The 24,195-nt window shown below is 72.5% G+C and carries 18 protein-coding genes; 6 read left to right on the top strand and 12 right to left on the bottom strand.

Annotated elements, in window-relative coordinates; all coding sequences use genetic code 11:
* Positions 1 to 7 precede the first annotated feature (7 nt).
* From IDM40_RS06200 to IDM40_RS06165, 8 genes are all read right to left on the bottom strand, one after another.
* Positions 8 to 1,675, bottom strand: coding sequence for a glycosyltransferase family 4 protein (locus IDM40_RS06200; RefSeq protein WP_193120933.1), 1,668 nt, complete (start codon positions 1,673 to 1,675; stop codon positions 8 to 10).
* Between the two features lie 138 nt (positions 1,676 to 1,813).
* A complete protein-coding gene (locus IDM40_RS06195) occupies positions 1,814 to 2,989 on the bottom strand; it encodes an FUSC family protein (protein ID WP_328806948.1) in 1,176 nt (391 codons plus the stop codon).
* Positions 2,990 to 3,068: 79 nt separating this feature from the next.
* Positions 3,069 to 3,665: an O-methyltransferase gene (locus tag IDM40_RS06190; RefSeq protein WP_193120932.1), complete on the bottom strand. Its 597-nt coding sequence runs from the start codon at positions 3,663 to 3,665 to the stop codon at positions 3,069 to 3,071.
* Positions 3,666 to 3,790: 125 nt separating this feature from the next.
* Entirely contained in the window at positions 3,791 to 4,939 is a 1,149-nt protein-coding gene (locus IDM40_RS06185; protein ID WP_193120931.1) for a VWA domain-containing protein, read from the bottom strand.
* Positions 4,936 to 7,194 carry a DUF5682 family protein gene (locus IDM40_RS06180; RefSeq protein ID WP_193120930.1) on the bottom strand — a complete coding sequence of 753 codons (2,259 nt, stop codon included), beginning with the start codon at positions 7,192 to 7,194 and terminating at the stop codon, positions 4,936 to 4,938. The genes IDM40_RS06185 and IDM40_RS06180 overlap by 4 nt, the downstream gene beginning before the upstream one ends.
* Complete coding sequence (locus tag IDM40_RS06175) at positions 7,194 to 8,303, bottom strand: ATP-binding protein (protein ID WP_193120929.1); 1,110 nt, start codon at positions 8,301 to 8,303, stop codon at positions 7,194 to 7,196. Before IDM40_RS06175 ends, IDM40_RS06180 begins: the two co-directional genes overlap by 1 nt.
* A complete protein-coding gene (locus tag IDM40_RS06170) occupies positions 8,304 to 9,839 on the bottom strand; it encodes a DUF5691 domain-containing protein (RefSeq protein ID WP_193120928.1) in 1,536 nt (511 codons plus the stop codon).
* 305 nt (positions 9,840 to 10,144) lie between these two features.
* Positions 10,145 to 11,449 (bottom strand): SWIM zinc finger family protein, encoded by a 1,305-nt coding sequence (locus IDM40_RS06165; protein WP_193120927.1) that lies wholly within the window; start codon positions 11,447 to 11,449, stop codon positions 10,145 to 10,147.
* A 369-nt stretch (positions 11,450 to 11,818) separates the two neighbouring features.
* On the opposite strand from IDM40_RS06165, the gene IDM40_RS06160 reads away from it, so the two are divergent.
* The gene (locus IDM40_RS06160; RefSeq protein WP_193120926.1) at positions 11,819 to 13,189 is read left to right on the top strand and encodes a cytochrome P450; all 1,371 of its coding nucleotides are present in this window, start codon (positions 11,819 to 11,821) and stop codon (positions 13,187 to 13,189) included.
* Positions 13,190 to 13,207: 18 nt separating this feature from the next.
* On the opposite strand, the gene IDM40_RS06155 is transcribed toward IDM40_RS06160, so the two are convergent.
* Both IDM40_RS06155 and IDM40_RS06150 read right to left on the bottom strand, forming a co-directional pair.
* Positions 13,208 to 14,170 carry a TIGR03557 family F420-dependent LLM class oxidoreductase gene (locus IDM40_RS06155; RefSeq protein WP_193120925.1) on the bottom strand — a complete coding sequence of 321 codons (963 nt, stop codon included), beginning with the start codon at positions 14,168 to 14,170 and terminating at the stop codon, positions 13,208 to 13,210.
* 13 nt (positions 14,171 to 14,183) lie between these two features.
* Entirely contained in the window at positions 14,184 to 16,274 is a 2,091-nt protein-coding gene (locus IDM40_RS06150) for a catalase (RefSeq protein WP_193121031.1), read from the bottom strand.
* Positions 16,275 to 16,499: 225 nt separating this feature from the next.
* Here IDM40_RS06150 and IDM40_RS06145 point away from each other — a divergent pair, with 225 nt between their 5' ends.
* Positions 16,500 to 17,354: an SDR family oxidoreductase gene (locus IDM40_RS06145; RefSeq protein ID WP_193120924.1), complete on the top strand. Its 855-nt coding sequence runs from the start codon at positions 16,500 to 16,502 to the stop codon at positions 17,352 to 17,354.
* 77 nt (positions 17,355 to 17,431) lie between these two features.
* Here the strand turns inward: IDM40_RS06145 and IDM40_RS06140 are convergent, their stop codons facing one another.
* Together IDM40_RS06140 and IDM40_RS06135 are read right to left on the bottom strand one after the other, a co-directional pair.
* Positions 17,432 to 19,243: a thiamine pyrophosphate-requiring protein gene (locus IDM40_RS06140; RefSeq protein ID WP_193120923.1), complete on the bottom strand. Its 1,812-nt coding sequence runs from the start codon at positions 19,241 to 19,243 to the stop codon at positions 17,432 to 17,434.
* Positions 19,244 to 19,298: 55 nt separating this feature from the next.
* Complete coding sequence (locus tag IDM40_RS06135; protein WP_193120922.1) at positions 19,299 to 19,721, bottom strand: ChaB family protein; 423 nt, start codon at positions 19,719 to 19,721, stop codon at positions 19,299 to 19,301.
* A gap of 336 nt (positions 19,722 to 20,057) precedes the next feature.
* Between IDM40_RS06135 and IDM40_RS06130 the strand changes: the two genes are divergently transcribed.
* The 4 genes from IDM40_RS06130 to IDM40_RS06115 all read left to right on the top strand — a co-directional run bounded on the left by IDM40_RS06130 (position 20,058) and on the right by IDM40_RS06115 (position 24,195).
* Positions 20,058 to 20,933, top strand: coding sequence for an alpha/beta hydrolase family protein (locus IDM40_RS06130; RefSeq protein ID WP_193121030.1), 876 nt, complete (start codon positions 20,058 to 20,060; stop codon positions 20,931 to 20,933).
* A gap of 151 nt (positions 20,934 to 21,084) precedes the next feature.
* Positions 21,085 to 21,579 carry a TRAP transporter small permease gene (locus IDM40_RS06125; protein WP_193120921.1) on the top strand — a complete coding sequence of 165 codons (495 nt, stop codon included), beginning with the start codon at positions 21,085 to 21,087 and terminating at the stop codon, positions 21,577 to 21,579.
* A gap of 60 nt (positions 21,580 to 21,639) precedes the next feature.
* Positions 21,640 to 22,989, top strand: coding sequence for a TRAP transporter large permease (locus IDM40_RS06120; RefSeq protein ID WP_193120920.1), 1,350 nt, complete (start codon positions 21,640 to 21,642; stop codon positions 22,987 to 22,989).
* A gap of 54 nt (positions 22,990 to 23,043) precedes the next feature.
* Positions 23,044 to 24,195 carry an acyl-CoA dehydrogenase family protein gene (locus IDM40_RS06115; RefSeq protein WP_193120919.1) on the top strand — a complete coding sequence of 384 codons (1,152 nt, stop codon included), beginning with the start codon at positions 23,044 to 23,046 and terminating at the stop codon, positions 24,193 to 24,195.

The following is a 24,195-nucleotide window of genomic DNA, read 5'->3' as shown; positions in this document are numbered from 1 at the left end:
CCCGGGTTCAGTCCAGGGCGCCGATGCGGGAGTAGACCTGCCGGTAGGTCTCCATGACACTCGGCCAGGTGCGGAACCGGCGCACCTCCTCCAGCGCCTGGGCGACCTGGGCCTCCCGGTACGCGTCGTCCTTGCGCAGCCGGATCAGCGCGGCGGCGAGGGCTGCGGGGTCGGCCGGGGGCACCAGGGTGCCGGCCCGCCCGTCGGCGAGGAGCTCGCGCAGGGCGGGCAGGTCGCTGGCGACCACCGGCACCCCGTACGCCATCGCCTCCACCGGTTTGAGCGGGGTGACCAGGCGGGCGACCCCGGTGTCCAGGCGCGGGACGACCATCGCGTCGAGGGCGGCCTGGGCGCGCAGGGCGTCGGCCGGTTCGACACGGCCGGGGAAGACGCAGGTGTCGTCGATGCCCAGGCGGTCGGCGAGGGCGATCAGGTCGTCGCGGTCCTCACCGTCTCCCACCAGCAGGACCCGCACGGCGCGGTCGCGGTCGCGCATGAAGGCGGCGGCCTCCAGGAGCGTTCCGAACCCCTCGTAGCGGTGGAGGCTGGAGACGGAGCCGATGACGAACTCCTCCTGGCCGATGCCGTGGGCGGCCCGGAAGGAGGCGCCGTCGGGGCGTTCGCTCAGCAGGCTCTCGTCGACGGCGTTGGGGGCCAGGTACACGCGGTCGGGGTCGACACCGCGTTCGAGGATCCGGGCTCGCATGGTCTCGGCGAGGGTGACCACGGCGTCGGCCTCGCGGACCAGGTCGGTCTCGCGCTGCATGGTCATCCGGAACCACTCGCTGGCGCGGCGGTCGTGCGCCCCGGGACGGGCCATCCAGCTCTCCTCCAGCAGACCCCGGAGTTCGTAGACCACGGGGATGCCCAGGGCGCGTCCGGCGTTGAGCGCGATGGTGGCGTTCTTGTGGCCGCTCGCCGCGTGCAGGACCGCCGGGCGCAGTTCGCGGGCGAGCGCGGTGACGGCGTCCACGGAGGCGTCGATGCGTTCGAACATCCCGGGGAACTTCTGGCCAGGAGCGACGCGGTGGTACGGGACCCCGTCGACCTCGGTGTAGGTGTCCCTGTCCTTGTCCTTGGGCGTGGGGTAGCCGGCGAAGGTGACGGCGTGGGCGTCGAGGCCGATGGCCCGCTGGGCGGAGAGGATGCGCTGGGTGCGCACGGTGTAGCCGGCCTGGGTGCGCGGGAGGGCGTTGGTGACCACGTGCAGGACCCGGCCGGGTACCGCGTTCTGCGGCACGACCGGGGGTTCGGGCAGGGGCGGGAGCGGGCCGAGGCTGCGGCGCATGCTGACGAAGCGGGCACGCTGGCGGGCGGATTCTTCGTCGTGGGCGGCGTGCGGGGTGACCTCGTCGACCGCTTCCTGGATACGCCCGTCGTCGAAGAGCTGCTGCGCGCGGGCGCGGGCCTGCTGGGCGGCCCTGCTCTTCCCGTGGTTCTTCCGGTCGTGTTCGAGTTCGGTGCGCAGCCGGGCGGTACGGCGTTCGGACCTCCGGGCGAGGAGTGCGGCTGCGCCGGAGGCCCCGACGGTCGCCGCCGCTGCGAGGAGGAGAAGCGCCGTGGGCCAGGTGAGGACCCCCGCGGCGGCGAGACCGAGTAGTACCGCGGTGCAGGCCGCCGCCCCTGCCGCCGCCGTGGTCGCGAGCCGACCCCTGCCGACCGGTGAGAACCCCATGTCGCCCCCTTGTGGATGGTCTGCGGTGGTTCCCGGGGTCCCCGTCGCCGACGGACCGGGAATCTTCGACCACGTTAGCCACGCATGCCGTCACTCCGGGTGATCGGAACGCGTGTGTCCTGGGGCGGTGTGGCGGTGTCAGTCGGACGTTTCGGAGTACCGGCGTCCGCGGTCGATCTCCTCCAGCAGGCGCACGACGTCGGTGAGCAGGGCGGCGCGGATCGGCTCCTCCTCGCCGGGGTCGTTCATCAGGTTGCGGCGGCACTCACCGACGCGGTCGAGGGCCTGGTCGAGGCAGGAGCTCAGCCGGTCGGAGACGGACTCGCGGTCGGGTTCCTGCTCGTCGTGCACGGTCTGCAGCACCTCGGCGGTGCTCTCCAGCAGGTCGGCGTACTCGTGGCGGAAGCCCTCGCTCAGTTCGACGTGCTCGGAGTACCCGCCCCGCACGTCCTGGAGGGCCTCGGCGATGGACTGCAGGTGGCGGGAGGAGCGCTCGAGCACGGCGATCCACGTGCGGTACCCGGTCAGGTGACCGCTGGTGCCCGCGCCGGTCAGGACCCGGCGGGGGTTGAGGCGCACGCGGTACTCCTGGCGTTCCACGGCCGCGCGGGCGTTGCGGGAGGTGTCGTCGAGGGTGTTGGCGGCCCAGGCCCAGTGGTCGAGGCTGCTCTCCTCGAGGTCTCCGCGGAGCTCGTCGGCGAGGCCGTCCACGATGTTGTGCATGCTGTCGGCGTAGTCGAGCACGGCGTTCTCGGCGTCCTTGAACCGGATCGTCGGCGCCATCACCAGGTTCGTGGCCAGGGCGGACAGGGCGCCCACCCCGACCATGAGGAGCAGGTGTCCGAGGTCGCCGACGCTCATCGCCGTCCCTCCTGCGAGAGCGAACGCGGCCACGACCGGGACCTGCTGGCCCTGCTGCCCGAAGAACCGCAGCTGCGCCAGGAGCAGGCCGACCAGGACGACGATCGCGAACGCCCACACCTGCAGGCCGACGGTGAGCCCGCCCATGCCCGCCAGGACCGCGCCGGCCGCCACGGCGGCGACGTAACGCCCCGACTGGAGCACCGAGCCGTACACGCTCGGCTGGACGATGAGCAGCGCCGAGAACGGGGCGAAGCCGATGAAGGAGCCCTGCGGGTCCAGGGGCAGGCCCACGGCCAGGGCGAGCGTGGCCGCGATCGTGCACTTGACGATGAGCACGGCGGTCTCGCGTTCGTACCCCCGCAGTTGCACCGCACGTTCGAGCCCCTGCTTGACCCGACCCCAGATCGTGTTCACACCGGCCTCTTCCTGGACGTCCGTCTCACGGTGCACACGTGTCCCCCGTGTCACCCCATCGGCCGGTTACCCGTTGTGCCCGGCTCCATGCATGTACGGGCTGTGCGGGTCGCCGTTACTGGCGGCGTACGAGCACCATGACGCCCCGGGACCAGCCGAGCAGCGGCAGGGCCTCCCAGCCCGCGCGGGACTCCAGGTCGGACAGGAGGGCCTCCGCCTCCAGGCAGTGGTCCTCGGGAAGGGTGGCGCCGGGCGGGTGGCAGGCCAGGTCCCCGACGACGTAGAACCCGCCGCGCTCGACCAGGGACAGGGCCTCGTCCAGGTGGGTGAACCTGCCCGCGCGGGTGTTGGCCAGGACCAGGTCGTAGCCGGGCCCGTCCACACGCTCCTCGAGCCACGCGCCCACATCGGTCTCGTAGACCGTCACCCGGGGGTCGTTCCCGTGGTGGGCGCGGGCGACGTCGAGGCGGCGGGTGTCGTCATCGAGGGTGTCCAGGCACGCGGTGGGGTCGAGACCGGCGAGCAACCACGCGGTGCCGACGCCCACACCGGTACCGAGCTCGAGCGCGCGCCCGCCGGGTTTCGCCGCGGCGAGGGTGCGCACGAGCCCGCCGAGCGCCTCGTCGCAGGCGACGGTGGCGCCGATCCCCTCGGCGTCGGACTCGATCGCGGTCAGGGGCCCGGGGCGGCGCCCGGGCGGTGCGGTGGCCACGTGATGACTCCTCGTGTCGGTCCGGTCACGCGCTCACGGTACCCCCGCGGGCCGTCGCCCCCGGGCACTGACCACACCGGTGGCCGGGTGGGCCGACTCGGGGTTTTCCCGTGCGCCCCACCGCCTCAGGCGGGGGCGGGGTCGCCGGCGGCGAGGGGATCGCCCTGGAGCGCGGCGGCCATGAGCTCGGGGAAGGCGTCGGGTGTGCACGCGAACGCGGGCACCCCGAGGTCGGCGAGGGCGGCGGCGTTGCCGTGGTCGTAGAAGGGGGCGCCCTCGTCGGAGAGCGCGAGCAGCACCACGACCTGGGTTCCGGCCGCCTTCATCTGCGCGACCCGGCGCAGCATCTGTTCGCGCACCCCGCCCTCGTACAAGTCGCTGACCAGTACGAACACGGATTCGGTGGGGCGGGTGATGAGCCCCTGGCAGTAGCGGATCGCCCGGTTGATGTCGGTGCCGCCTCCCAACTGCGTTCCGAACAGCACCTCCACGGGGTCGGTGAGGTGCTCGGTGAGGTCGGCGACGGCGGTGTCGAAGGCGACCAGGGACGTGCGCACGCTCCGCATCGACGCCAGGACCGCGCCGAACACACTCGCGTACACCACGGACTCGGCCATGGAAGCGCTCTGGTCGACAGCGAGCACCACGTCCTTGTGGGTCCCGGGGCTGCGGCGCCCGTGGCCGACGAGGGTGCGCGGCACGACCGTGCGGTGTTCGGGCAGGTAGTGGGCGAGGTTGCGGCGGATCGTCGCGTTCCAGTCGATGTCGGCGACCCGGCGCGGGCGGTGCGTGCGGGTGGAGCGGTCGACCGCGCCCTGCACGAGGGACCGGGTGCGTCGGGCGAGGCGTTTCTCGAGGTCGTCGACGACACGGCGGACGACGGTGCGGGCGCTCTCGCGGGCGCTGTCGGGCATCACGGAGTTCAGGGAGAGCAGGGTGCCGACCAGGTGCACGTCGGCCTCGACCGCCTCCATGAGTTCGGGTTCGAGGAGCATGCGGTGCAGGCCGAGGCGGTCCATGGCGTCCTTCTGCATGACACGCACGACGGAGGACGGGAAGTAGGTGCGGATGTCGCCGAGCCAGCGGTTCACGCGGGGAGCGGAGTCGCCCAGGCCACCGGAGCGCTCACCCGCGCCGCCCGCGCCGGAACGGTCGTAGAGCTCGGCGAGCGCGGAGTCCATTCCGCGGTCGGCCGCGCCCAGGTGTGTGTCGGGGCCGTCCTCGCCCAGGACCAGGCGCCAGCGGCGGGCGCGTTCGTCGGTGTCGGTGCTCATGCGGTGACCCTCCCGTGCGGGCGTTCGGCGGCGGCGTGGGCGAGGATCGCGCCGACCGCGGCCACGGCGGGTTCGGCGCGGGCGGGGTCCGGGGGCGGGCGCTCGGGCTCGGCAGTGGACCGGGTGCGGGTGGCGGCGGCGCCGATCCGGCGGCGTTCGGGGGCGGCGAACGCCCCGAAGGTGCGGCGCAGCAGCGGGAGCACATCGGCGAAGCGTTCCGGGGAGAGCCCGGTCAGCCAGGTGTCGATGAGGTCGAGGAGGCGTTCGTCGTGCACCAGCACCAGCCCGCTGCCCTGCAGGAACCCCTCGAGCCAGGCGGCGGCGCGGGCGGGTTCGGTGCCGGGTGACATGGTGCGGGCCAGGCGCCGGCGGAGGGTGGCGGGGTCGAGCTCGCCGGCGTCGCTGAGGATGCGGTCCACACGTCCGGCCACGCGCCCCGGAAGGCGGTCGTCGCCTGCGAGCGCGGACAGGGTGCCGGTCCAGGAACGCAACGGTTCCGCCCCCAGGAGGGTGACGGCCTGGTGGGTGCGGTCGAGGAGGGCGGCGGCATGGGCGGCTGCGTCGTCGTCCAGGCCGCGGAGGGCGGGTGCGAGCCCGGCGCACACCCGGCGGAGCAGGCCGTCGGCGACCGAACGCAGGTGGGCGCCCTCGGTGCGGCGCACGTCCCCGTAACGTCCGGCGCGGGCGAGGGGCGGAAGGGCTGCCATGAGCGCGGTGACGTCGGCGTCGGTGGCGGCGCGGTCGGTGAGGCGGGCGAGCACGGCGGGCAGGGCGGTGTCGAGCGCCGCGAGCAGGCACTGTTCCGTGAGGGCGGTGAGCACACGCAGGTCGGCGTCGTCGGCGAGCTCGGTGACACGTGCGGCCGCGGCCTCCTCCACGGTCGCGCCCCAGCGGGCGGCCTCGATGAGGGCCACGTCCATCTCCGGCTCCCAGCGCAGGCGCCAGGCCTCCCGGAACGTGCCGCGGTGGCCGCCCTCCGGGGTGCGCGGCACGCCCCACTCAACGTCCAGGACCCGGAGCCGGTGCAGGAGCACGCCGCGCTCGCGGTGGAGGTCCTTGCGCAGGTCGAGGTCGAGGTCGCGGGTGAAGGGTTCGGCCTTGAGACGCAGGCGGCGGCGTTGGGCGGCCAGGTCGTGCTGGAGCGGAACCATCGGGGTGGACGGCGGCACCGAACCCATGCGTTCCCCGAGCGCGAGCCGTCCGTGCACGAGCGCGGCCCGGGCCTCGTGGCCCTCGCACAGCACCCCGGTGAGGGCCTCGCGGACCTCGTCGAGCCCGGCGAGGGGGCGTCCGCGCAGGGCGGCGAGGGTCTCGGCGAGGCGGACCCCCTCGATGACGTGGGCGGAGGAGACCGCCTGGCCTTCGTCCTCGCGCAAGGTGCGGGCGGCGTCGGTGAGCCACCGGTGCACGGGACGGTCGGGCGCGCTGAACAGGTGGTGGTACCAGCCGGGCGCGCTCACCCCGGCGCGGTAACCGGCCGCGGAGGCCAGGCGTCCGTGTGTCCACGGGACCCAGGTGGCGGCGACCTTGGCCCTGGGCAGCCCCTTGAGCAGGGCGGTGTCGTCCTTGACGGTGTGGCGGGCGGTCCCGTGCAGGGCCGGGGCGTGCCAGGCACCGCAGACGACGGCGACGCGGTGGTGCCCGGTGCGGAGCGTGGCACGCAGGACCTGGCGCATGTGGGCCTCGCGGCGTTCGGTGCGCGGGCCCCCGGACCCGGCCTCGTCGCGGACCGCCGCCATGGCCTCCTGGATCGCGGGGAACGGGGAGGGTTCGCCGTCGCCGCGCTGTTCGACGACGTCGTCCCACCAGCGTTCGGTGTCGTCGTAGCCGGCGGCGCGGGCGAGGGTGCCGAGCGGGTCGGCGGGGGCGGCCGAATCCCCGTCGGGTTCCGGCTCCGGCTCGGGCTCGGGGGCGAGGGTGTGCGCGGCGGGCAGGTCGCAGAAGCGCACCTCGGCGCCGTGCTCGACCGCGTACCGCAGCGCCACCCACTCCGGGGAGAACGACGCGAACGGCCAGAACGCCCAGCCCTGCTCTCCCCCGGACTCGGTTCCCCGCCCGGTGCGGTGGGCGAGCAGGGCGACCGGTGGTTCGAGCTCCCCCACGAGGTGCACGAGCGCGTCGGCCTCGGGCGGTCCTTCGATGAGCACCGCCTCCGGGCGCAGGCGCTCCAGCTCGGCCCGGACGGCGCGCGCGGACCCGGGGCCGTGGTGGCGCACCCCCAGGACGCGCACGCCCTCCATGTCGACGGTCGGCATCAGGCGCCCACCTCGCGGCAGGCCCGGTAGAACTCGCCCCACCCGTCGCGGTCGCGGGCGACGGTCTCCAGGTACTCGCGCCAGACCACGCCGTCGGAGACCCGGTCCTGCACGACCGCGCCCTGGATGCCCGCGGCGACGTCGGCGGGGCGCAGCTGCCCGTCCCCGAAGTGCGCGGACAGGGTGAGGCCGCTGATCACGGTGGAGATCGCCTCCGCGGTGCTGAGGGTGCCGCTGGGCGACTTGACCTTCGCGGACCCGTCCTCGGTGACGCCGGAACGCAGTTCCCGGAAAACGGTGACCACCCGCCGGATCTCGGTGAGGCTCGAATCGACCTCCGGCATCCGCAGCGACCGCCCGAGCTGGGCCACTCGGCGGGTGACGATGTCGAGCTCCTCCTCGGCGGTGTCCGGCACGGGCAGCACCACGGTGTTGAAACGGCGGCGCAGGGCGCTGGACAGGTCGTTGACGCCCCGGTCGCGGTCGTTGGCGGTGGCGATGAGGTTGAACCCGCGGCGCGCCTGGACCTCGGCCCCGAGCTCGGGGACTGGCAGGGACTTCTCCGAGAGCACGGTGATGAGGCCGTCCTGCACCTCGGAGGGCATGCGCGTGAGCTCCTCGACGCGGGCGATCGCGCCCCGGGACATGGCGTTCATGACCGGGCCGGGCACGAGCGCGGCCTCACTGGGGCCCTCGGCGAGCAGGCGCGCGTAGTTCCAGCCGTAGCGGACCGACTCCTCCGAGGTACCCGCGGTGCCCTGCACGAGGAGCGTGGAGTCCCCGCTCACGGCGGCGGCCAGGTGTTCGGACAGCCAGGTCTTGGCGGTTCCGGGCACCCCGATGAGCAGCAGGGCGCGGTCGGTGGCCAGGGTCGCCACGGCGGTCTCGACGATGCGGCGGGCGCCGACGTACTTCGGGGTGATCTCGGTGCCGTCCTCCAGGGTGGTGCCGAGCAGGTAGTCGACGACGGCCTGCGGGGACAGCGACCAGCCCGGCGGGCGGGGACGGCTGTCGGCGGCGGCGAGCAGGCGGAGTTCGGTGGCGTGGGTCTGTTCGGCGTGGGGGCGCAGCGCCTGTGCGGTGTCGGTGGTCGCGGCGGTGAGGGTCAACTACAACTCCCTGTGCATGTCGCGGCGGAACCGGACGGTGTCGCGGGTGTCGAGGTAGAGGCGGCGGTTCTCGGGGCTGATGCCGGAGAGGTCGGGCGTCAGGTCGTCGAGGCGGTCGGGGGGCAGGTGCTCGGCGGCGGCCTCGCAGACGGCGCGGTATCCGCCGTCGGTGACCGGGTTCAGGAGCATTCTCGTCGCCGCCACCGACAATCCGGGGGTCCACGGGCCGCCTGCGACGCGCAGCAGATATCCGGCGTCGTGGAGGTCGTGGGTGCGTTCCAGGGCGGCGCACACCCAGGCGCAGCGTTCGCCGGGCGGGAGCGGGCGCAGAAGGGCGGACAGCTGGAGGACCCGGCGGTCCTTGGTGGCGCGGGCGAGGTGTCCGCCGACGTCGGGTGCGAGGGATGCCAACAGGGCGCGGCTCCACGGCGCGGACCCCTGGAACCCGGCGGCGTTGACGAGGGCGTCGTGCACGTCGGTGCGGCCGGAGCGCTCGACCCGGGCGAGGACCTGCGCGGGGTCGGGGTCGACCAGCTCGGTCCACACGTCCAGAGGGGCGTGGGTGATGAGCGTCCACAGGCGTTCGGCGCGGGCGGCCCCGGTGTCGCCGTCGGGGGCGGGAGCGGCCAGCGCGAGGTCGTGCAGGAGCCCGTCCGGGGCAAGGCCGGAGCGGCGCACGCGGACCGTCCCGTCGGGGCCGGGCGCGACGAGGTCCCGCACGTGCGCGCGCAGGCGATGGGCGTGGCCACTGTCGGGGAGGCGGCTGAGCAGGGACAGCGCGAGCCCGCGCACGCCTGCGGCCCGGTCGGCGAGGGCGGTGGACAGAGTCGGCTCGTCGTCGGTGGTGAGCCCCGCGGCCAGGACCGCCAGGAGGGAGCGTCGTCGTTCGGCCACGGGTTCGGTGCGCAGGACCTCGGCGACCCGCGCACGTGCGCCGGCGGGGTCGGTGCGGCGCAGAGCGGCGAGGGCACGGCGGCGTTCCGGCGGGCTGCCGTGGTCCCACACCCGGGGATCGAAGTGCGCGGCGGCGCCGTGGGAGCCCAGGTAGTGCCAGCTGTCGCGGAACCGGGCGAGCCAGTGCCCGCGCGCGCCCACGGCGGCGGCGACGGCGGGGCGGAGTTCGCTGTCGCGGGCGCCGCGGTCGAGGAGGGCGGGCAGGTGGGCGGCGGGGGCACGGAGGCCGGCGCGGGCGACGAGGTGCAGCCACTCGGGCAGGAGGGCGGTGCGCGCGGTGAGGATCTCCGCGAGGTGCCCGGAGGCGGCGGTGGAGACCTCGGGGGCGTCCCCGTGCCGGGCGGGTTCGACGGGGTCGGCGGTGTGCGGGGTGTGTCCGGCGGCGCGGCGCACGGCGGCGAGCGCGGCACGGTCGAGCAGGGCGGTTGCGGCGTCCGGGGCGCCGAGGGCGTCGGGCGCGGGCAGCCCCGGGGTGTCGGGGACCGCGCGGCGGGCCGTGCCCACGAGCGCGGCGGGGAGCAGGGACCCCCACGGGTCGGAGGGCGGAACGTCGGGGGACGGAACGTCTTCGGGTGGGGTCATGCGCGGATCCTCCTCGTCAGGGGTGTTCGGGCGTCCGGGGGTGGGAGCACACGGGTCGCCCCGCCCGGCATGCGGACGAGCGAGCGCGCGGAGAACGGTGCACGGACCCCCGCAGCGCCGACTGTCCACGGCGCGGACCGAGGCGCGGCCGTGCTCGCGCAGGCGCCCGCATGCGGGCACACACGAGCCCTCCACGAGCACGGACGTGCGTGTGCGCACGCCGCCCCATGCGGACGAGCCGGCACACGCAGGCCGGGGGACACACCCGGGTCCGGGCTCGCGGACGCGGACCCGTCCGGCCGGGGTCACAGGGCGACCGCCGGGGTTCCGTCGGCCCACACGGTGAGGGGCGTGAACCCTTCGGCGGGCGACCACTCACCGACGACCGTGGCGGGGTGCGCGCCGGTCGCCGCCAGCAGCCGCCACGGTTCGGGATCGGTCAGCGGCAGGGCACCGCCCTCCGGGTCGGCCAGGTACCAGCGCCCTTCGCGGCGGGCGGGCACGACCGCGGCGAGCACCACGAGGGAGGCCTCCAGCCACGGGTCCTGCGCGAGCCCGGCGGCATGGGTGTCGAGGGCACCGGCGACCGAGGAACCCGGGGGCGCCGGCGCGGGTGCGCACGGCCCGGTGTGTACCTCGGTGGCGCGGTGGGCGTCGGGGTAGAGCGCGAGCTCCGCCTCGGCCCGGGTCCCCGGTTCCGGTCCGCCGTCGAGCTCCGCGGGGTCGCGGCCGTGGGCGAGGGTCACGACGGTGCGTCCGTGCGTGCACCCGCGCAGCCACACACGGCGGCTCCACACCCCGGACGCGGGGTCGTGGGTTCGGCTGCGGGCGAGCACGGTCCAGGTGTCGGCGACCCGCTCCCCGTGAGCGAGCACCTCGTCGGCCCGGGTGGTCACACCGATGCGGGCGCGTACGGCGGCCCGGAGCGTGTCGGGCAGGTGCTCGCGTGCCCGGTGCGCCTCGGCGAGCAGGTGCAGGAGCGCGAACCGTTCGAGCACACGCTCGGGCCAGTCGCGGTGGCGGGCCAGGGCGGGCAGGCCGGAGACGAGTGCGGCGGCGCCGGCGGCCTTGGCGTCGACGAGGCGTTCGGCCATCCGGTCCCAGTGGTCGTAACCGCGGGATGGTGCCTCGGAGAGCCCGGACCCGACCTGGTCGCGCAGCCACAGGGACAGTTCCGCGAGCCCTTCGGCGACGGCGTGCTCCCGTTCGCGTCGGGCGGCCTCGGCCCGGGCGGGGTCGGGGGCGGCCGGGCGGGCCCGACGTGCGGTGCGGCGGGCGATCCACCGTCCGGCCCACTCGGGCGATGCGTCCGCTTCGGCCAGCTCATCGCGGGTCCACCGGACGAGCAGGCCGAGCGCGTGTTTGCAGGGGGTCTTGCGGCTGGGGCAGGAGCAGGTGCAGGCGGGCCCCTGGTCGGCGTCCACGTGCACGGCCACGCGGTAACTGCGGCTGCCGCTGCCCCGGCACTCGCCCCACACCACGAGGGCGTCGCCGGGCAGGAGGCCGGCGTGCTCCCAGGCGCCGGGGCGGGAGGTCGTGCGGGCGGCCTTCCACGACGGGGCGTCGGGAGCCAGGGCCTCGACGTCGTCGGCATTCCATCGATCGCTCACGGGAAAAGCCTAGGGACGGGCACTGACAGAATCGGCTCCGATTTCCGCCCGGACGACATTTTTTCAGAATGTCGTACCCATGTGCGACACTACGCCGCCAACCGGGACACCGGTCGCCACCGCACGTGAAACCGCCTCCGTGGCGAATTCGGAACACCCGGGTATCAAGGCTCCGAAATACGGCCCACCATAAACGTGGCCGCATTGAAAGCAGGCCCATTTCCCTCTTAGAATTCCACGACCGGCATGGTACTGACCCGCACGTACTCGATCCGGCGCGGCGGTCCCCGCTCCCCCTTCCATCACCGCAGCGATGCCCATTTCCTCGAAGGGAGGGAAGCGGCCCACACCCCGGGGTTCGCACACCCGATGACGACCACCCGATCCGGCGGCGACCACACCGCCGCCCACGGCTGCCCCGCGCAGTACGCCCGGCTGCACGAACCCGTCCCCGTGTCAGGGCGCGACGCGCTCTGGGACCAGCTGCGCCAGGAGCACGGCCCCGTCGCCCCGGTCGAGATCGAACCGGGCGTGCGCGTGTGGCTGCTCCTGGGCTACCAGGAGAACCTCTCCGTACTGCAGAACCCGCACCTGTTCACCCGTGACACCCGGCGCTGGCGCGAGGTCGTCGAGGGCCGCATGGACCTCTCGCGCCCCACTTTCTCCTGGCGTCCCAACGCCCTCTACGCCGACGGCGCCGAACACACCCGGTTGCGCTCGCCCATCGTCGACGCCCTCGGCAAGGTCGACATGGCCGCCACCGACCGCACGGTGCGCCGCATCGCCGAGGAGCTCGTCGACTCCTTCATCGCCGACGGGCGCGCCGACCTCGTCTCCGAGTACGCCGTGCACCTGCCGGTGCTGGTGGTCAACAGCCTCTACGGGCTCCCCGACAGCTACGGGCACATGCTCGGAGACATCACCCGGATCGTCTTCGACCAGGACGCCGAGCGGGGGGAAGAGGGTGTCGCGCGCATGCACCAGTACTTCTCCGGCCTGGTCAACCGCAAGCGCAACCGCCCGGGCCCGGACCTCGTCTCGTGGATGCTGCAGCACCCGATCGGGCTCAGCGACAACGAGGTCGCCCACCAGGCGGCGCTGATCAACAACGCCAGCCACATGCCCACCACACACCTCATCGGCAACACGGTGTGGACCCTGCTGACCGACCCTCGTATCCGCACCGCGCACACCGACGCCCGTCTGTCGGTGCAGTCGCTGCTCGACCACGTCATGTGGAGCAACACCCCGTTCCAGACCCTGCTGGGACGCATCGCCCTCCAGGACATCCGGATCGGCGGCGCCCAGATCCGCTCGGGCGACGCCGTCCTGCTCGGGTTCGCGCCCGCCCACCGCGACCCGTCGGTACAGCGTGAGGAGGACAAGGACACCGGGGTGGCCGGGGGCAGCCGCGCCCACCTGATGTTCGGGGCGGGACCGCACGCCTGCCCGGCCCGCGAACTGGCGCGCATGATCGCCGCGACCGGCGTGACGGTGCTGCACGAACGATTGGCCGGCCTGCAGCTGGACGTCGCGCCCGAGCAGCTGCGCTGGCACCAGTCCCCGTTCGTGCGGGGCCTGCGCGAACTGCCGGTGCAGTTCGTGCCGGCCGCGCCCAGAGGACCGCAGAAGACGGCCGCGGCGGAACCGCGCACCCGTGAGGTCGCGGTTCCGGGCCCGGACGAGCCCGAGGACCTGCTGGGCAAGCTCATGGGTTGGTGGCGCGGGCTGCGCGGCTGACCCCCGTGCCCCGGGGCCTCAGTCCCCCAAGGCGCGCACGGGCCCGGAGAGTTCCTCCTCGAAGAACCGGAAGAACCCCTCCGGGTCCGGCCCGGCGTTGATCAGGCACAGGTGGTCGAAACCGGCGTCGGCGAACCCGCGCACCGCCGCCAGGTGCCGTTCCGGGTCGGGGCCGTATCCGAACGCCTCGGCCATGTCGTCCTCGCGCACGGTCGCGGTGGCGGCCTCGAAGTTGACCGGGTTCGGCAGCTCGGCCTGGACCTTCCACCCGGTGACCCCGAACCGGAACATCTCCCGTGCCGAGGCGAGCGCGGACGCGTCGTCCTCCGCCCACGCGAGCGGGACCTCACCGTAGCGCGGACCGCGGCCGCCCGACTCGCGGTAGGTCCCGACCAGGCCGGGGTCGGGTTCGGTGGCGAACAGGCCGTCCCCCAGGTCCGCGGCCAGGCTCGCCGCACGCTCTCCCCCGGCCGCCACGACGATGTCGGGCGAGCGTTCGGGCAGGTCGAAGACGCGCGCGTCCTCCAGGTCGAGGTGCTTGCCCTCGTAGGAGTGGTAACCGCCGTTCCAGAGCAGCCGGATGATCTCGATGGCCTCGCGGAGCATCTCGTGGCGCACCGTGGCGTTCGGCCACGGCATGCCGACGACGTGCTCGTTGAGGCGTTCACCCGACCCGAGGCCGAGCGTGAACCGCCCGTCCGACAGCAGCGCGGTGGTCGCTGCGGCCTGCGCGACGATCGCCGGGTGCTGCCGGATGATCGGGCAGGTCACACCGGTGGCCAGTCCGATGTTCTCGGTGCGTTCGGCCATCGCGGCGAGCATCGACCACACGTACCCGGAGTGCCCGTGGCTGAACAGCCAGGGGTGGTAGTGGTCGCTGACCTCGACGAAGTCGAAGCCGGCGCGTTCGGCCCGCACGGCCTGTTCGACGATCTCGCGCGGTCCGAACCCCTCGGCGAACAGCTTGAATCCGACCTTCATGTCACTCCTTCACTCAGGCGGGGATCGATCCGGTCTCCCGCTCCCAGTGCCGGTGCAGGCCGACCTGCCGCAGGAAGGCCATGACGCTCTCCTCGTCCAGAGCCGGCGCCACGGTCACACCCTCCGGCGTGGTGGTGCTGCCGAAGGACGCCGGGAGCCGGTCGGCCAACGGGGTCCCGTCGACGATGCTCCGGCCGTCGGCGACCAGGAGGACCGGTTTGTGGTGCTTGTAGGCCTCCAGCACGAAGTGCCGCGCCGTGCCGTCCTCCGCGAGCGCCTGCGCCGACTCCGGCCCGCCGATCACGGCCACGGCGTCGTACAGCACCGACGAGACGGTGGTGTAGGCACGGTCGGCGTTGAGCACGCCCTCCTCGCGGGTGTGCAAAGCCCCGTCGCGCGGGGCCAGGTACTCCACGTGCGCGTGCTGGTCGGAGAAGGCCCTGCGGACCGCCTCGGCCGCGGGCGCGTCGACGCCATCGGCGACCAGCAGTGCCACTTGGCGTCCGGTGATGTCGCCGAAGGCCGTGTTCGCCTGGCTGAGCGCGGGTGAGGAACGCCCGTGGTTCGGGGTCTGTTCGATGGGTGGTGCCGCCACACCCACGCCCTCGGCCACGCTCACGGCGAGACCGTGGTCGACGTGGTTGAGGTTGGCCACGGCCTGCTGGCGCACGGCGAGCTCCTCGCACTTGCCGAGCTCGAACCGGAACGCCGCCACGACGTGCTCGCGCTCCCAGTCGGCGAGGCTGTTCCAGAACAAGGTGGCCTGCGAGTAGTGGTCCTGGAAGCTTTCGCTGCGGACCCGGATCTTGTCGCCGTCCACCCGCTCGGTGTAGTGCCGGTACACACCCTCGTCGGCCAGGGCCGGGCAGCCCCCGCCCAGGGTGTTCGGGTAGTACGACGTCTGTCCGCGGTGGACCCGGTGCTGGGCGAACCCGTCCCGCTGATTGTTGGAGACCGGGGCGACCGGCCGGTTCACCGGGATCTGCTGGAAGTTGGACCCGCCCAGCCGCAGGAGCTGCGTGTCCAGGTACGAGAAGTTGCGGGCCTGGAGCAGCGGGTCGTTGGTGAAGTCGATGCCGGGCACCACGTTCGCGGTGTGGAAGGCGATCTGCTCGGTCTCGGCGAAGAAGTTGTCCGGGTTGCGGTCCAGGACGAGCTTGCCCACGGGCCGCACCGGGACCTGCTCCTCCGGGATGATCTTCGTTGCGTCGAGCAGGTCGAAGTCGAAGCTGTGCTCGTCCTCCTCGGCGACCAGCTGCACACCGAGCTCCCACTCCGGGAAGTCGCCGCGCTCGATCGACTCGTACAGGTCGCGGCGGTTGAAGTCGGGGTCCTTGCCCTGCACTCGCTGCGCCTCGTCCCAGACCAGCGAGTGGGTGCCCAGCTTCGGCGTCCAGTGGAACTTGACGAAGGTGCCTTTGCCGTCGGCGTTCACGAACCGGAACGTGTGCACGCCGAAACCCTGCATCATGCGGTAGCTGCGCGGGATCGCACGGTCCGACATCAGCCACATCATCATGTGCGTGGTCTCGGGCTGCTGTCCCACGAAGTCCCACAGGGTGTCGTGCGCCGACTGCGCCTGCGGGATCTCGTTGTGCGGTTCGGGTTTGACCGCGTGCACGAAGTCGGGGAACTTGATGCCGTCCTGGATGAAGAAGACCGGCATGTTGTTGCCGACCAGGTCGTAGTTGCCCTGCTCGGTGTAGAACTTCACCGCGAACCCGCGCACGTCGCGCGGGGTGTCGGCCGAACCCCGGGAGCCCGCCACGGTCGAGAACCGCACGAAGACCGGCGTGGTGACGTCGGGGCTGCTGAGGAAATGCGCGGCGGTCAGGTCACTGAGCCCTTCGTAGGGCGTGAAGTGGCCGTACGCGCCCGCGCCGCGGGCGTGCACCACCCGTTCGGGGATGCGTTCGTGGTCGAAGTGGGTGATCTTCTCCCGCGCGTGGAAGTCCTCGAGCAGCGTGGGCCCGCGGGCCCCTGCGCGCAGGGAGTTGTCGGTGTCCTCGACCCGCACCCCGGTGTCCGTGGTGAGGGGCTCGGTCGAGTCCGTGCGGTCGTGTTCGAGCTGCCGGTCCTTGGCGTCGTGCTCGTCGTGGCCCATGGTCTCCTCCACCGGTGGTGGGTCGGGGGGCGTTCGCACGTCCTGCTTCTCCCTGACCGCCCTGACCGGACACGTGTCCCGTGAAACACGCCCGCGCGCGACTTTGTGCAGGCTTTCCACCGACACGGCACGCCGTCGTTGCGCCGCCCCGACCTGTGTATTCACCGCGTGCGGTCCCGGGTAGGGGGCGGCAGACACCCCGAGGCACGTAGGAGAGGAGGACCCATGTCCGAGACACCGCCTCCGCCACAGAGCCAGCCCCATCCAGGGCGGACCGAACCGATGGATCCGCAGCCGCGCGACGAGATGCGCGGGTACGAGGGCCGCGGCCTGTTGGAGGACCGGCGCGCTCTCATCACCGGGGGCGATTCGGGGATCGGCCGCGCGGTCGCGGTCGCCTACGCCAAGGAGGGCGCCGACGTCGTCTTCAACTACCTGAGCGAGGACGCCGAGGCCGAACACACCGTGTCGCTCGTGCAGGAGCAGGGCCGCAACGCCGTCGGTGTGCGGGGCGACCTCGCCGACGAGGACTTCTGCGGCCACCTGGTTCGCAGGGCCGTCGAGGAGCTCGGCGGCATCGACATCCTGGTCGAGCACGCCGCCACACAGGCCCCGGTGGACGACTTCACCGACCTGAGCACCGAGCAGCTGCGCCGCACGTTCGACGTCAACGTCATGGGGGTGTTCTGGACCATCAGGGAGGCGCTCGAACACATCCCCGACGGGGGTTCGATCATCATCACCGGGTCGATCAACGGGCTGCGCGGCAACAAGTCGCTGATCGACTACGCGGCCAGCAAGTCCGCGGTCATGAACCTGACGCTCTCGCTGTCACAGGTACTCAGGGAGCGCGGCATCCGCGTGAACTGCGTGGCCCCGGGCCCCGTATGGACCCCGCTGATCCCGTCCACGCTCGGCGAGAAGGGCGCGGAGGGTTTCGGGAAGCAGTCGCCGATGGGCCGCGCCGCCGACCCGGACGAGATCGCACCCTCGTACGTGTTCTTCGCCGCGGACCGGCTGTCGTCGTTCTACTCGGGCGAGGTGCTCGCGCCCACGGGCGGTGAGATCCAGGGGAGCTGACAGCGCACGAACGGGGCGCGGACGGGCCACCTCGTCCGCGCCCCGCGTTATGTGGAGGAGCGCCGCAGGGTCCGGGATCATCCTCCCCGCTGCGGCAGGAACTCCCGCAGTTTCAGGGCCAGGCCGCGCGCGGCCACGCCCCGGGTGTCGGGGTCGCCGGACAGCAACGACTTCGCGGTGTCCACGGCCTGGTCGAACTCCACCTGCGGCGGGATCGGCGGCACGTCGTCGTCGCAGTGCACGTCGAGCACGACCGGCCCCTCCTCGGCCAGGGCGGTGCGCCAGGCCGGGCCGACCATGTCGGGGTCTTCGACGGTGATGCCCTTCATTCCGACCGATTCGGCGAACCCGGCGTAGGACAGGTCGGGGAGGTCCTGCGAGAACGTGGTCTTCGGCGATCCGGCCATGGCACGCAGCTCCCAGGTGACCTGGTTGAGGTCGTTGTTGTGCAGGACGCACACGACGAAGCGCGGGTCCTCCCACAGATCGCTGTAGCCCTGGGCGGTGAGGAGCTCGGTGAGACCGTTCATCTGCATCGCGCCGTCGCCCACCAGCGCGATCACGGGACGGTCGGGATGGGCGAACTTCGCGCCGATCGCGTACGGGACCGCACACCCCATGGTCGCGAGCGTGCCCGACAGCGACCCCCGCATGCCGGGGCGCAGGTCGACGAAGCGCGCGTACCAGTTGGTGGCCGAGCCGGAATCGGCGGTGACGACGGCGTTCTGGGGAAGGAGCGGCGAGAGCTCGTGGAAGACCTTCATCGGGTTGATCGGGTCGGCCGGGACCTCCGCCTGCGCTGCCTGCACCCTGCGCCAGCGTTCCACGTTCGATTCGACCGTCTCGCGCCAGCCCTGTCGGCCGCCGCTCGTCCCGTCGCGGGTGAGCCGGTCGGTGAGGGCGCTCAGGGTGGCCGCGGCGTCGCCGACCAGGTTGACCTCGGTCGGGTAACGCAGGCCGATACGGCCCGGCTCGAGGTCGATCTGCACCGCCTTGCGGCCGAAGGGCGGCAGGAACTGGGTGTAGGGCATGTTCGACCCGACGATCACCAGGGTGTCGCAGTCGCGCATGAGCTCCCACGACGGGCGGGTCCCGAGCAGTCCGATGGCTCCGGTGACGTAGGGCAGGGTGTCGTCGAGCACGTCCTTGCCCAGGAGCGCCTTGGCCACGCCCGCCCCGGTGGCGTCGGCGAAGGCCCGAACCTCTTCCTCGGCACCGCGCGCACCCTGCCCGATGAGTAGCGCGACCTTGTCACCCGCGTCGACGGCCTCGGCGGCGCGGTCGAGCTCGCCCTCGGGCGGCAGGACGGTGCTCGGCTCGGTCGGCCCGGCGGCCGGCTTGCTGGAGGGGACCTGGAGGAAGTCGTGTGTGGGCGGGGAGTAGTCGGCCTCCTGGACGTCGGCGGGCACGATGACGGCGGTGGGGGCTCGTTCGGACAACGCGGTGCGCACGGCGCGGTCCAGGACGTTGGGCAGCTGCTCGGGCACGGACACCGTCGCGAGGTAGGCGCCGGCGACGTCCTTGAACAGGCTGTGCAGGTCGATCTCCTGCATGTAACTGCCGCCGACCGCGCTCCGGGTGGCCTGGCCCAGGACCGCGACGACCGGAACGTGGTCGAGCTTGGCGTCGTAGAGCCCGTTGAGCAGGTGGATCGCGCCCGGTCCGCCGGTGGCCATGCACACGCCGACACCGCCGCCGAACTTGGCCTGGCCGACCGCGGCGAAGGCCGACATCTCCTCGTGGCGGCTCTGGACGAACCGTGGGCCGCCCTTCATCTTCCCGAGCTCGGCGACGAGCCCGTTGACGCTGTCGCCCGGATACCCGTGGATATCGGTGACCCCCCAGTCGGCCAGGCGGCGCAGCAGGTGGTTGGCGACGGTCTGCGACATCAGTCCTCCTAGGGACCCGGGCATACCGGGGCCGGATCGGGGCGCGGTTCGGGGTTCAGGAGCGGCGCCGGCGGCCCGAGGCGGAGGTCTGCCGGTCGCTCTCCTTGCGCAGGGCTTCGACCAGCTCGTCCTTGCGCATCGTGGAGCGGCCCTCGATACCGAGCTCGCGCGCCCGCTCGTACAGGTGCCCCTTGGTGGCGTTGGCGTCGACACCGCCCGCGGTGGGGCGGTCGGGGCCGCGGCGCTTGCCGGCGCTCGGGTTCTCGGCCTGTGCGTCCGAGGGTCCCTTGCGCTGTTTGGGAACCCACCGGTCGCCCTGTTTCTCGAACTTGTGCTTGACCGCGGCGAAGGCGACACGGTGGGCGCGCTCGCCCTCCCCGTACTCCTCGACGGCGTTGTCGTGCGCCTCGATCCAGGTGCGCTGTGCCTTGACCGGCGAGCGTTGCAGCGTCGCGGGCAGTTCCTGTGCTCCGGGCATGTCGCTCGACCCCCGAAAGACGTGGTGCCTGTCGGTCACGGCCCTGCCCCGGCGCCGTCCACAGAAAACACCGGAACCCCACGAACCACCACAATCACGGCAGTCTCCGCAGGCCCCGTGGTTCCCCTGTTTCCCGTGGTCACGGCGCTCTCGGGGACTGGTGGTTCAACCGATGCGCGGCCCCGGGGGCGACCCCATAGTGGGACGACATCAGCCGGGACGTGACACGCAGTCACCGCCCGGACCCCCGCTGCAAAAGGACAACCCGTGCCAAGAACGATCCCCCGGCCCCCGTCGGCGTCCCCCGAACCCCCGCGCCCCGCACGCGCCGCCCGCATGGCGGCCCGCACCGCCGTCGTCGCCGGCGTCGCCGCCGCCACCGCCCTCGGTGTGCTCTCCCCCGTGCACGCCGAGAACCCGAACGAGCGCGGCCCGGACCCCACCGAGGAGAGCGTCACCGCGCCGACCGGGCCCTTCGACACCGACACCGAGAACGTGTCGTCCCTCGTGGACGGCTTCGGCGGCGGCACCATCTACTACCCCACCGACGACAGCGAGGGCACTTTCGGCGGTGTGGTCATCTCACCCGGTTACACCGCCGGCGAGTCCACGATGTCCTGGTACGGCGAGCGTCTCGCGTCCCAGGGTTTCGTGGTCATGACCATCGACACCAACACCCGTTACGACCAACCCAACAGCCGGGGACGGCAGTTGGAGGCCGCCCTGGACCACATGGTCGAGGACAGCGGTGTGACCGACGTGGTCGACGGCGACCGGCTCGCCGTCATGGGCCACTCCATGGGCGGCGGCGGAACCCTCGCCGCGGCCGACGACCGCCCCGAGCTGCGTGCGGCGATCCCGCTGACGCCGTGGCACACCAGCAACGACTGGTCGAGCGTCGAGGTCCCCACCATGATCATCGGCGCGGAGAACGACACCATCGCCTCCACCCGGTCGCACGCGATCCCGCAGTACGAGAGCCTCGACGAGGACCTCGACACCACCTACCTGGAGCTGCGCGGCGCGAGCCACTTCGCCCCGAACACGCCCGACGACGCGATCGCCAAGTACAGCATCTCGTGGCTGAAGCGGTTCGTGGACGACGACGTGCGCTACGAGCAGTTCCTGTGCCCCGCGCCGGACACCGGTATCGGCACGGACTTCTCCGACTACCGCGACTCCTGCCCCCACGGTGAGGAGCCCGCTGCCTGACCCCCATCCCCCCTCGAGCGCGGCCCCGGACCACCGTCCGGGGCCGCCTTCATGTGACTCACGGCATAGGCGCGGGCTATAGGCGCCTTCGGTTCCCCGTCTTTGTCACCCCGCGCACGCCGCTGGTGGAATCGCCGGAAAGGAAGGCGGGATGCCCGTGTTCGACTTCTTGACGTACCGAGTGTTCCAACCGCTGGCCGCCCTGGCGCTGCTGTCGACGATGTTCATCATGGCCGGCAACGCCGTCGCCCGGATCATCACCGGCTCCTCGCCGGGCTGGGTGGTCACGTTCCTCACCGAGCTCGGTATGCCCGCGATCGTCTTCTTCGGGCTGGTGTACACGACGGCCGTACAGGGCCACATCCGTGTGACGTCGTTCGTGCAGAACAGGCCGCCCCGGTTCCGCCTGGCCTTCCGGATCGTGGGCTGGGTGTGCGGGGTCCTCTTCCTGGTACCGATCGGCCTGGCCAACGCGGTCACGGCCGTCCGCCGCTTCGACGAACCCTCCGGCCAGGCGTGGTCGCTGCACCCGAGCATCGCCTACGGCATGGTCGCGGTCTCGACGCTGGTCGCGGCGGCGGTCCTCGTGCGTTTCCTCCTGCGCCCGGCCGAACACGCCGCGGCCGAGGAGGCCCACCCCGGCTGACGTTCCGCCCGCCCCGGCCTCCCCCTCACCCCCCTCTGCCCGGAACGAAGGTGGAAACCCGTGACCACGTTCCTGTTGATCGCGCTCCCCGTCGCCGTCTTCTTCGTCCTCCTCGCGTACGGGGTCGAGATCGCGTGGGCGCTCGGCGTCACCAGCGTCGTCGGGCTGCTGATCTTCCTGAACCTCGAGCCCACGATCGGTTATCTGGAGACCACCCCGTACCGCACTGCGGCGTCGTACACCTTGACGACGATCCCGTTGTTCCTGCTCATGGCGGAGTTCGCGACCCGCAGCGGCATCATCGCCCGCCTCTTCGTCTTCGCCGAGCGGGCGGTCTCGGGCATCCGCGGCGGGCTGGCGTACGCGGTGGTGCTGGCGGGCTCAATGATGGGCGCGCTGTCGGGCTCGAGCATCGGCGCCACGGGTGCCGTCTCGCGGCTGGCCGTGCCCCAGATGTCGTCCCGCGGCTACAACGACCGCCTGGTACTGGGAGTTGTCGCCTCGGCCGGGACCCTGGCGGTGATGATCCCGCCCAGCATCGGGCTGATCCTGTTCGGGGTGCTGACGGAGACGTCGGTCGGCGCGCTCTTCATGGCGGGTGTGGTCCCCGGGCTGATGACCGCGGTGGCCTACGGCGTGGTCATCTTCTGCTGGACCCGGATCCGGCCGCAGGACCTGCCGCAGGGCGACCCGGTGCGCTACTCGTGGACGGAGAAGCGCCGGGCCCTGGGGCCCGTGTGGCCGTTCCTGGTCATCGTGGTCGTCGTGGTCGGGTCGATCTACGGCGGGCTCACCACCGCGACCGAGGCGGCCGGCCTGGGCGCGGTCGCCACGCTGCTGGTGTGGTTGGGCATAAGCGCGCTCAACCGCAAGAACGAGCACGAACGCCCACAGCGGTTCTCCCGGAGCGCCCTGTCGGCCTCGGTGGACGCCACGATCCGGACCACCGTCATGATCCTCATGCTCGTGATCGCCGCGGCCTTCATCGGTTACTTCCTGACGGTGACGGGTGTGACGCGGGCGTTCGGCGCGTTCATGCTCGGCCTGGACCTGCCTCCGCTGGTGATCGTGCTGATGCTCGTGGCGATGTTCCTCGTGCTCGGGTGCTTCCTCAGCCAGATCGAGGTGCTCGTGCTGACCCTGCCGGTGGTGATGCCGGTCGTGCTGGCGCTGGGTTACGAGCCGGTGTGGTTCGGCATCGTCGCGATCAAGATGGTCGAGGTCGGCCTCGTGACGCCCCCGGTGGGCATGAACTGCTTCATCGCCTCGGGCGCGGTGCCGGGCAAACGGGTGGGCGACGCGTTCCGGGGCGCGTCGGTCTTCCTCCTCGCCGACGCCGCCGTCATCGCGCTCATCATCGTCTTCCCCGAGATCGTGCTCGCCCTGCCCCGCCAGGCCGGGCTCATCTGACGCCCCCTTCGCCCCCGCACTCTCGCCCCGCCCTCGACACCGGAGGAGACCCACATGCACAGGAGCATCTTCGACGAGGACCACCAGGCCTTCCGGGAGACCGCACGCAGGTTCCTGCACAAGGAGGTCGTCCCGCACTTCGCCGAATGGGAACGGCGCGGGGTCCCCGACAAGGGTGCCTACCGCAAGGCCGCCGAGCTGGGCCTGGTCAACCTGCAGGTCCCGGAGGAGTACGGCGGCCCGGGCACCGACGACTTCCGGTTCAACGCGGTCTTCATCGAGGAGTCCGCGCTCGCCGACTGCAGCCTGGGGTCGCTGCGGGTGCACTCGGAGATCGCCCTGCCCTACCTGCTCTCCTACGCCGACACGGCCCAGCGCGAGCGGTGGCTCCCGGCGGTGGCCGCGGGCGAGCTGTTCCTGGCGATCGCGATGACCGAGCCCGGTACCGGTTCCGACCTGGCCGGGATCGCCACGACCGCGGTGCGCGAGGGCGACCACTACGTGCTCAACGGCGCGAAGACCTTCATCACCGGCGGCCGCAACGCCGACCGGATCCTCGTCGTGTGCCGCACGTCGAAACCGGGCGGGGGCGACCGGCGTTCCGGGCTGAGCATCCTCGTGGTCGACACCTCCTCCCCCGGGTTCGAGGTGGGCCGCACGCTCGACAAGATCGGGCTGAAGGCGCAGGACACCGTCGAGCTGTCCTTCACCGACGTGCGTGTTCCGGCCGCGGACCTGCTGGGCGAGGAGGGCCGCGCGTTCGAGTACCTCGCCAACAACCTGGCGCAGGAACGGTTGACGATCGCGGTGTCCGCGCAGGCCTCGGCGGTGCGGGCGGTGCAGCTGGCCACCGCGTACGCGCGTGAGCGGGAGGTCTTCGGGCGGCCGCTGTCGGGGTTCCAGAACACCAAGTTCACCCTGGCCGAGTGCGAGACCGACGTCGCCGCCGGGCAGGCCCTGCTCGACCAGGCGCTGGAGGCACACTCGCGCGGCGAGCTGACCGGAGCGCACGCGGCCAAGGTCAAGCTGTTCACCACCGAGATGCAGCACCGGGTGGTCGACGCGTGCCTGCAATTGCACGGCGGCTACGGCTACATCACCGAGCACCCCATCGCCCGCCTGTACGCCGACGCCCGGGTCACGCGCATCTTCAGCGGGACCTCGGAGGTCATGAAGTCGATCATCGCCAAGTCGCTGGACCTGTGA

Source organism: Nocardiopsis coralli, assembly GCF_014892575.1.
Classification (GTDB): domain Bacteria; phylum Actinomycetota; class Actinomycetes; order Streptosporangiales; family Streptosporangiaceae; genus Nocardiopsis; species Nocardiopsis coralli.
Note: the sequence above shows the minus strand (reverse complement) of the source record. Positions and strands in the feature narration are given on the sequence as shown.

Excerpts from the sequence above, each read along its gene's own strand:
- IDM40_RS06200 (WP_193120933.1), bottom strand. The coding sequence starts at position 1,675 with ATGGGGTTCTCACCGGTCGGCAGGGGTCGGCTCGCGACCACGGCGGCG.
- IDM40_RS06185 (WP_193120931.1), bottom strand. The coding sequence starts at position 4,939 with ATGAGCACCGACACCGACGAACGCGCCCGCCGCTGGCGCCTGGTCCTG.
- IDM40_RS06180 (WP_193120930.1), bottom strand. The coding sequence starts at position 7,194 with ATGCCGACCGTCGACATGGAGGGCGTGCGCGTCCTGGGGGTGCGCCAC.
- IDM40_RS06170 (WP_193120928.1), bottom strand. The coding sequence starts at position 9,839 with ATGACCCCACCCGAAGACGTTCCGTCCCCCGACGTTCCGCCCTCCGAC.
- IDM40_RS06160 (WP_193120926.1), top strand. The coding sequence starts at position 11,819 with ATGACGACCACCCGATCCGGCGGCGACCACACCGCCGCCCACGGCTGC.
- IDM40_RS06155 (WP_193120925.1), bottom strand. The coding sequence starts at position 14,170 with ATGAAGGTCGGATTCAAGCTGTTCGCCGAGGGGTTCGGACCGCGCGAG.
- IDM40_RS06150 (WP_193121031.1), bottom strand. The coding sequence starts at position 16,274 with ATGGGCCACGACGAGCACGACGCCAAGGACCGGCAGCTCGAACACGAC.
- IDM40_RS06145 (WP_193120924.1), top strand. The coding sequence starts at position 16,500 with ATGTCCGAGACACCGCCTCCGCCACAGAGCCAGCCCCATCCAGGGCGG.
- IDM40_RS06140 (WP_193120923.1), bottom strand. The coding sequence starts at position 19,243 with ATGTCGCAGACCGTCGCCAACCACCTGCTGCGCCGCCTGGCCGACTGG.
- IDM40_RS06135 (WP_193120922.1), bottom strand. The coding sequence starts at position 19,721 with ATGCCCGGAGCACAGGAACTGCCCGCGACGCTGCAACGCTCGCCGGTC.
- IDM40_RS06130 (WP_193121030.1), top strand. The coding sequence starts at position 20,058 with ATGGCGGCCCGCACCGCCGTCGTCGCCGGCGTCGCCGCCGCCACCGCC.
- IDM40_RS06125 (WP_193120921.1), top strand. The coding sequence starts at position 21,085 with ATGCCCGTGTTCGACTTCTTGACGTACCGAGTGTTCCAACCGCTGGCC.
- IDM40_RS06115 (WP_193120919.1), top strand. The coding sequence starts at position 23,044 with ATGCACAGGAGCATCTTCGACGAGGACCACCAGGCCTTCCGGGAGACC.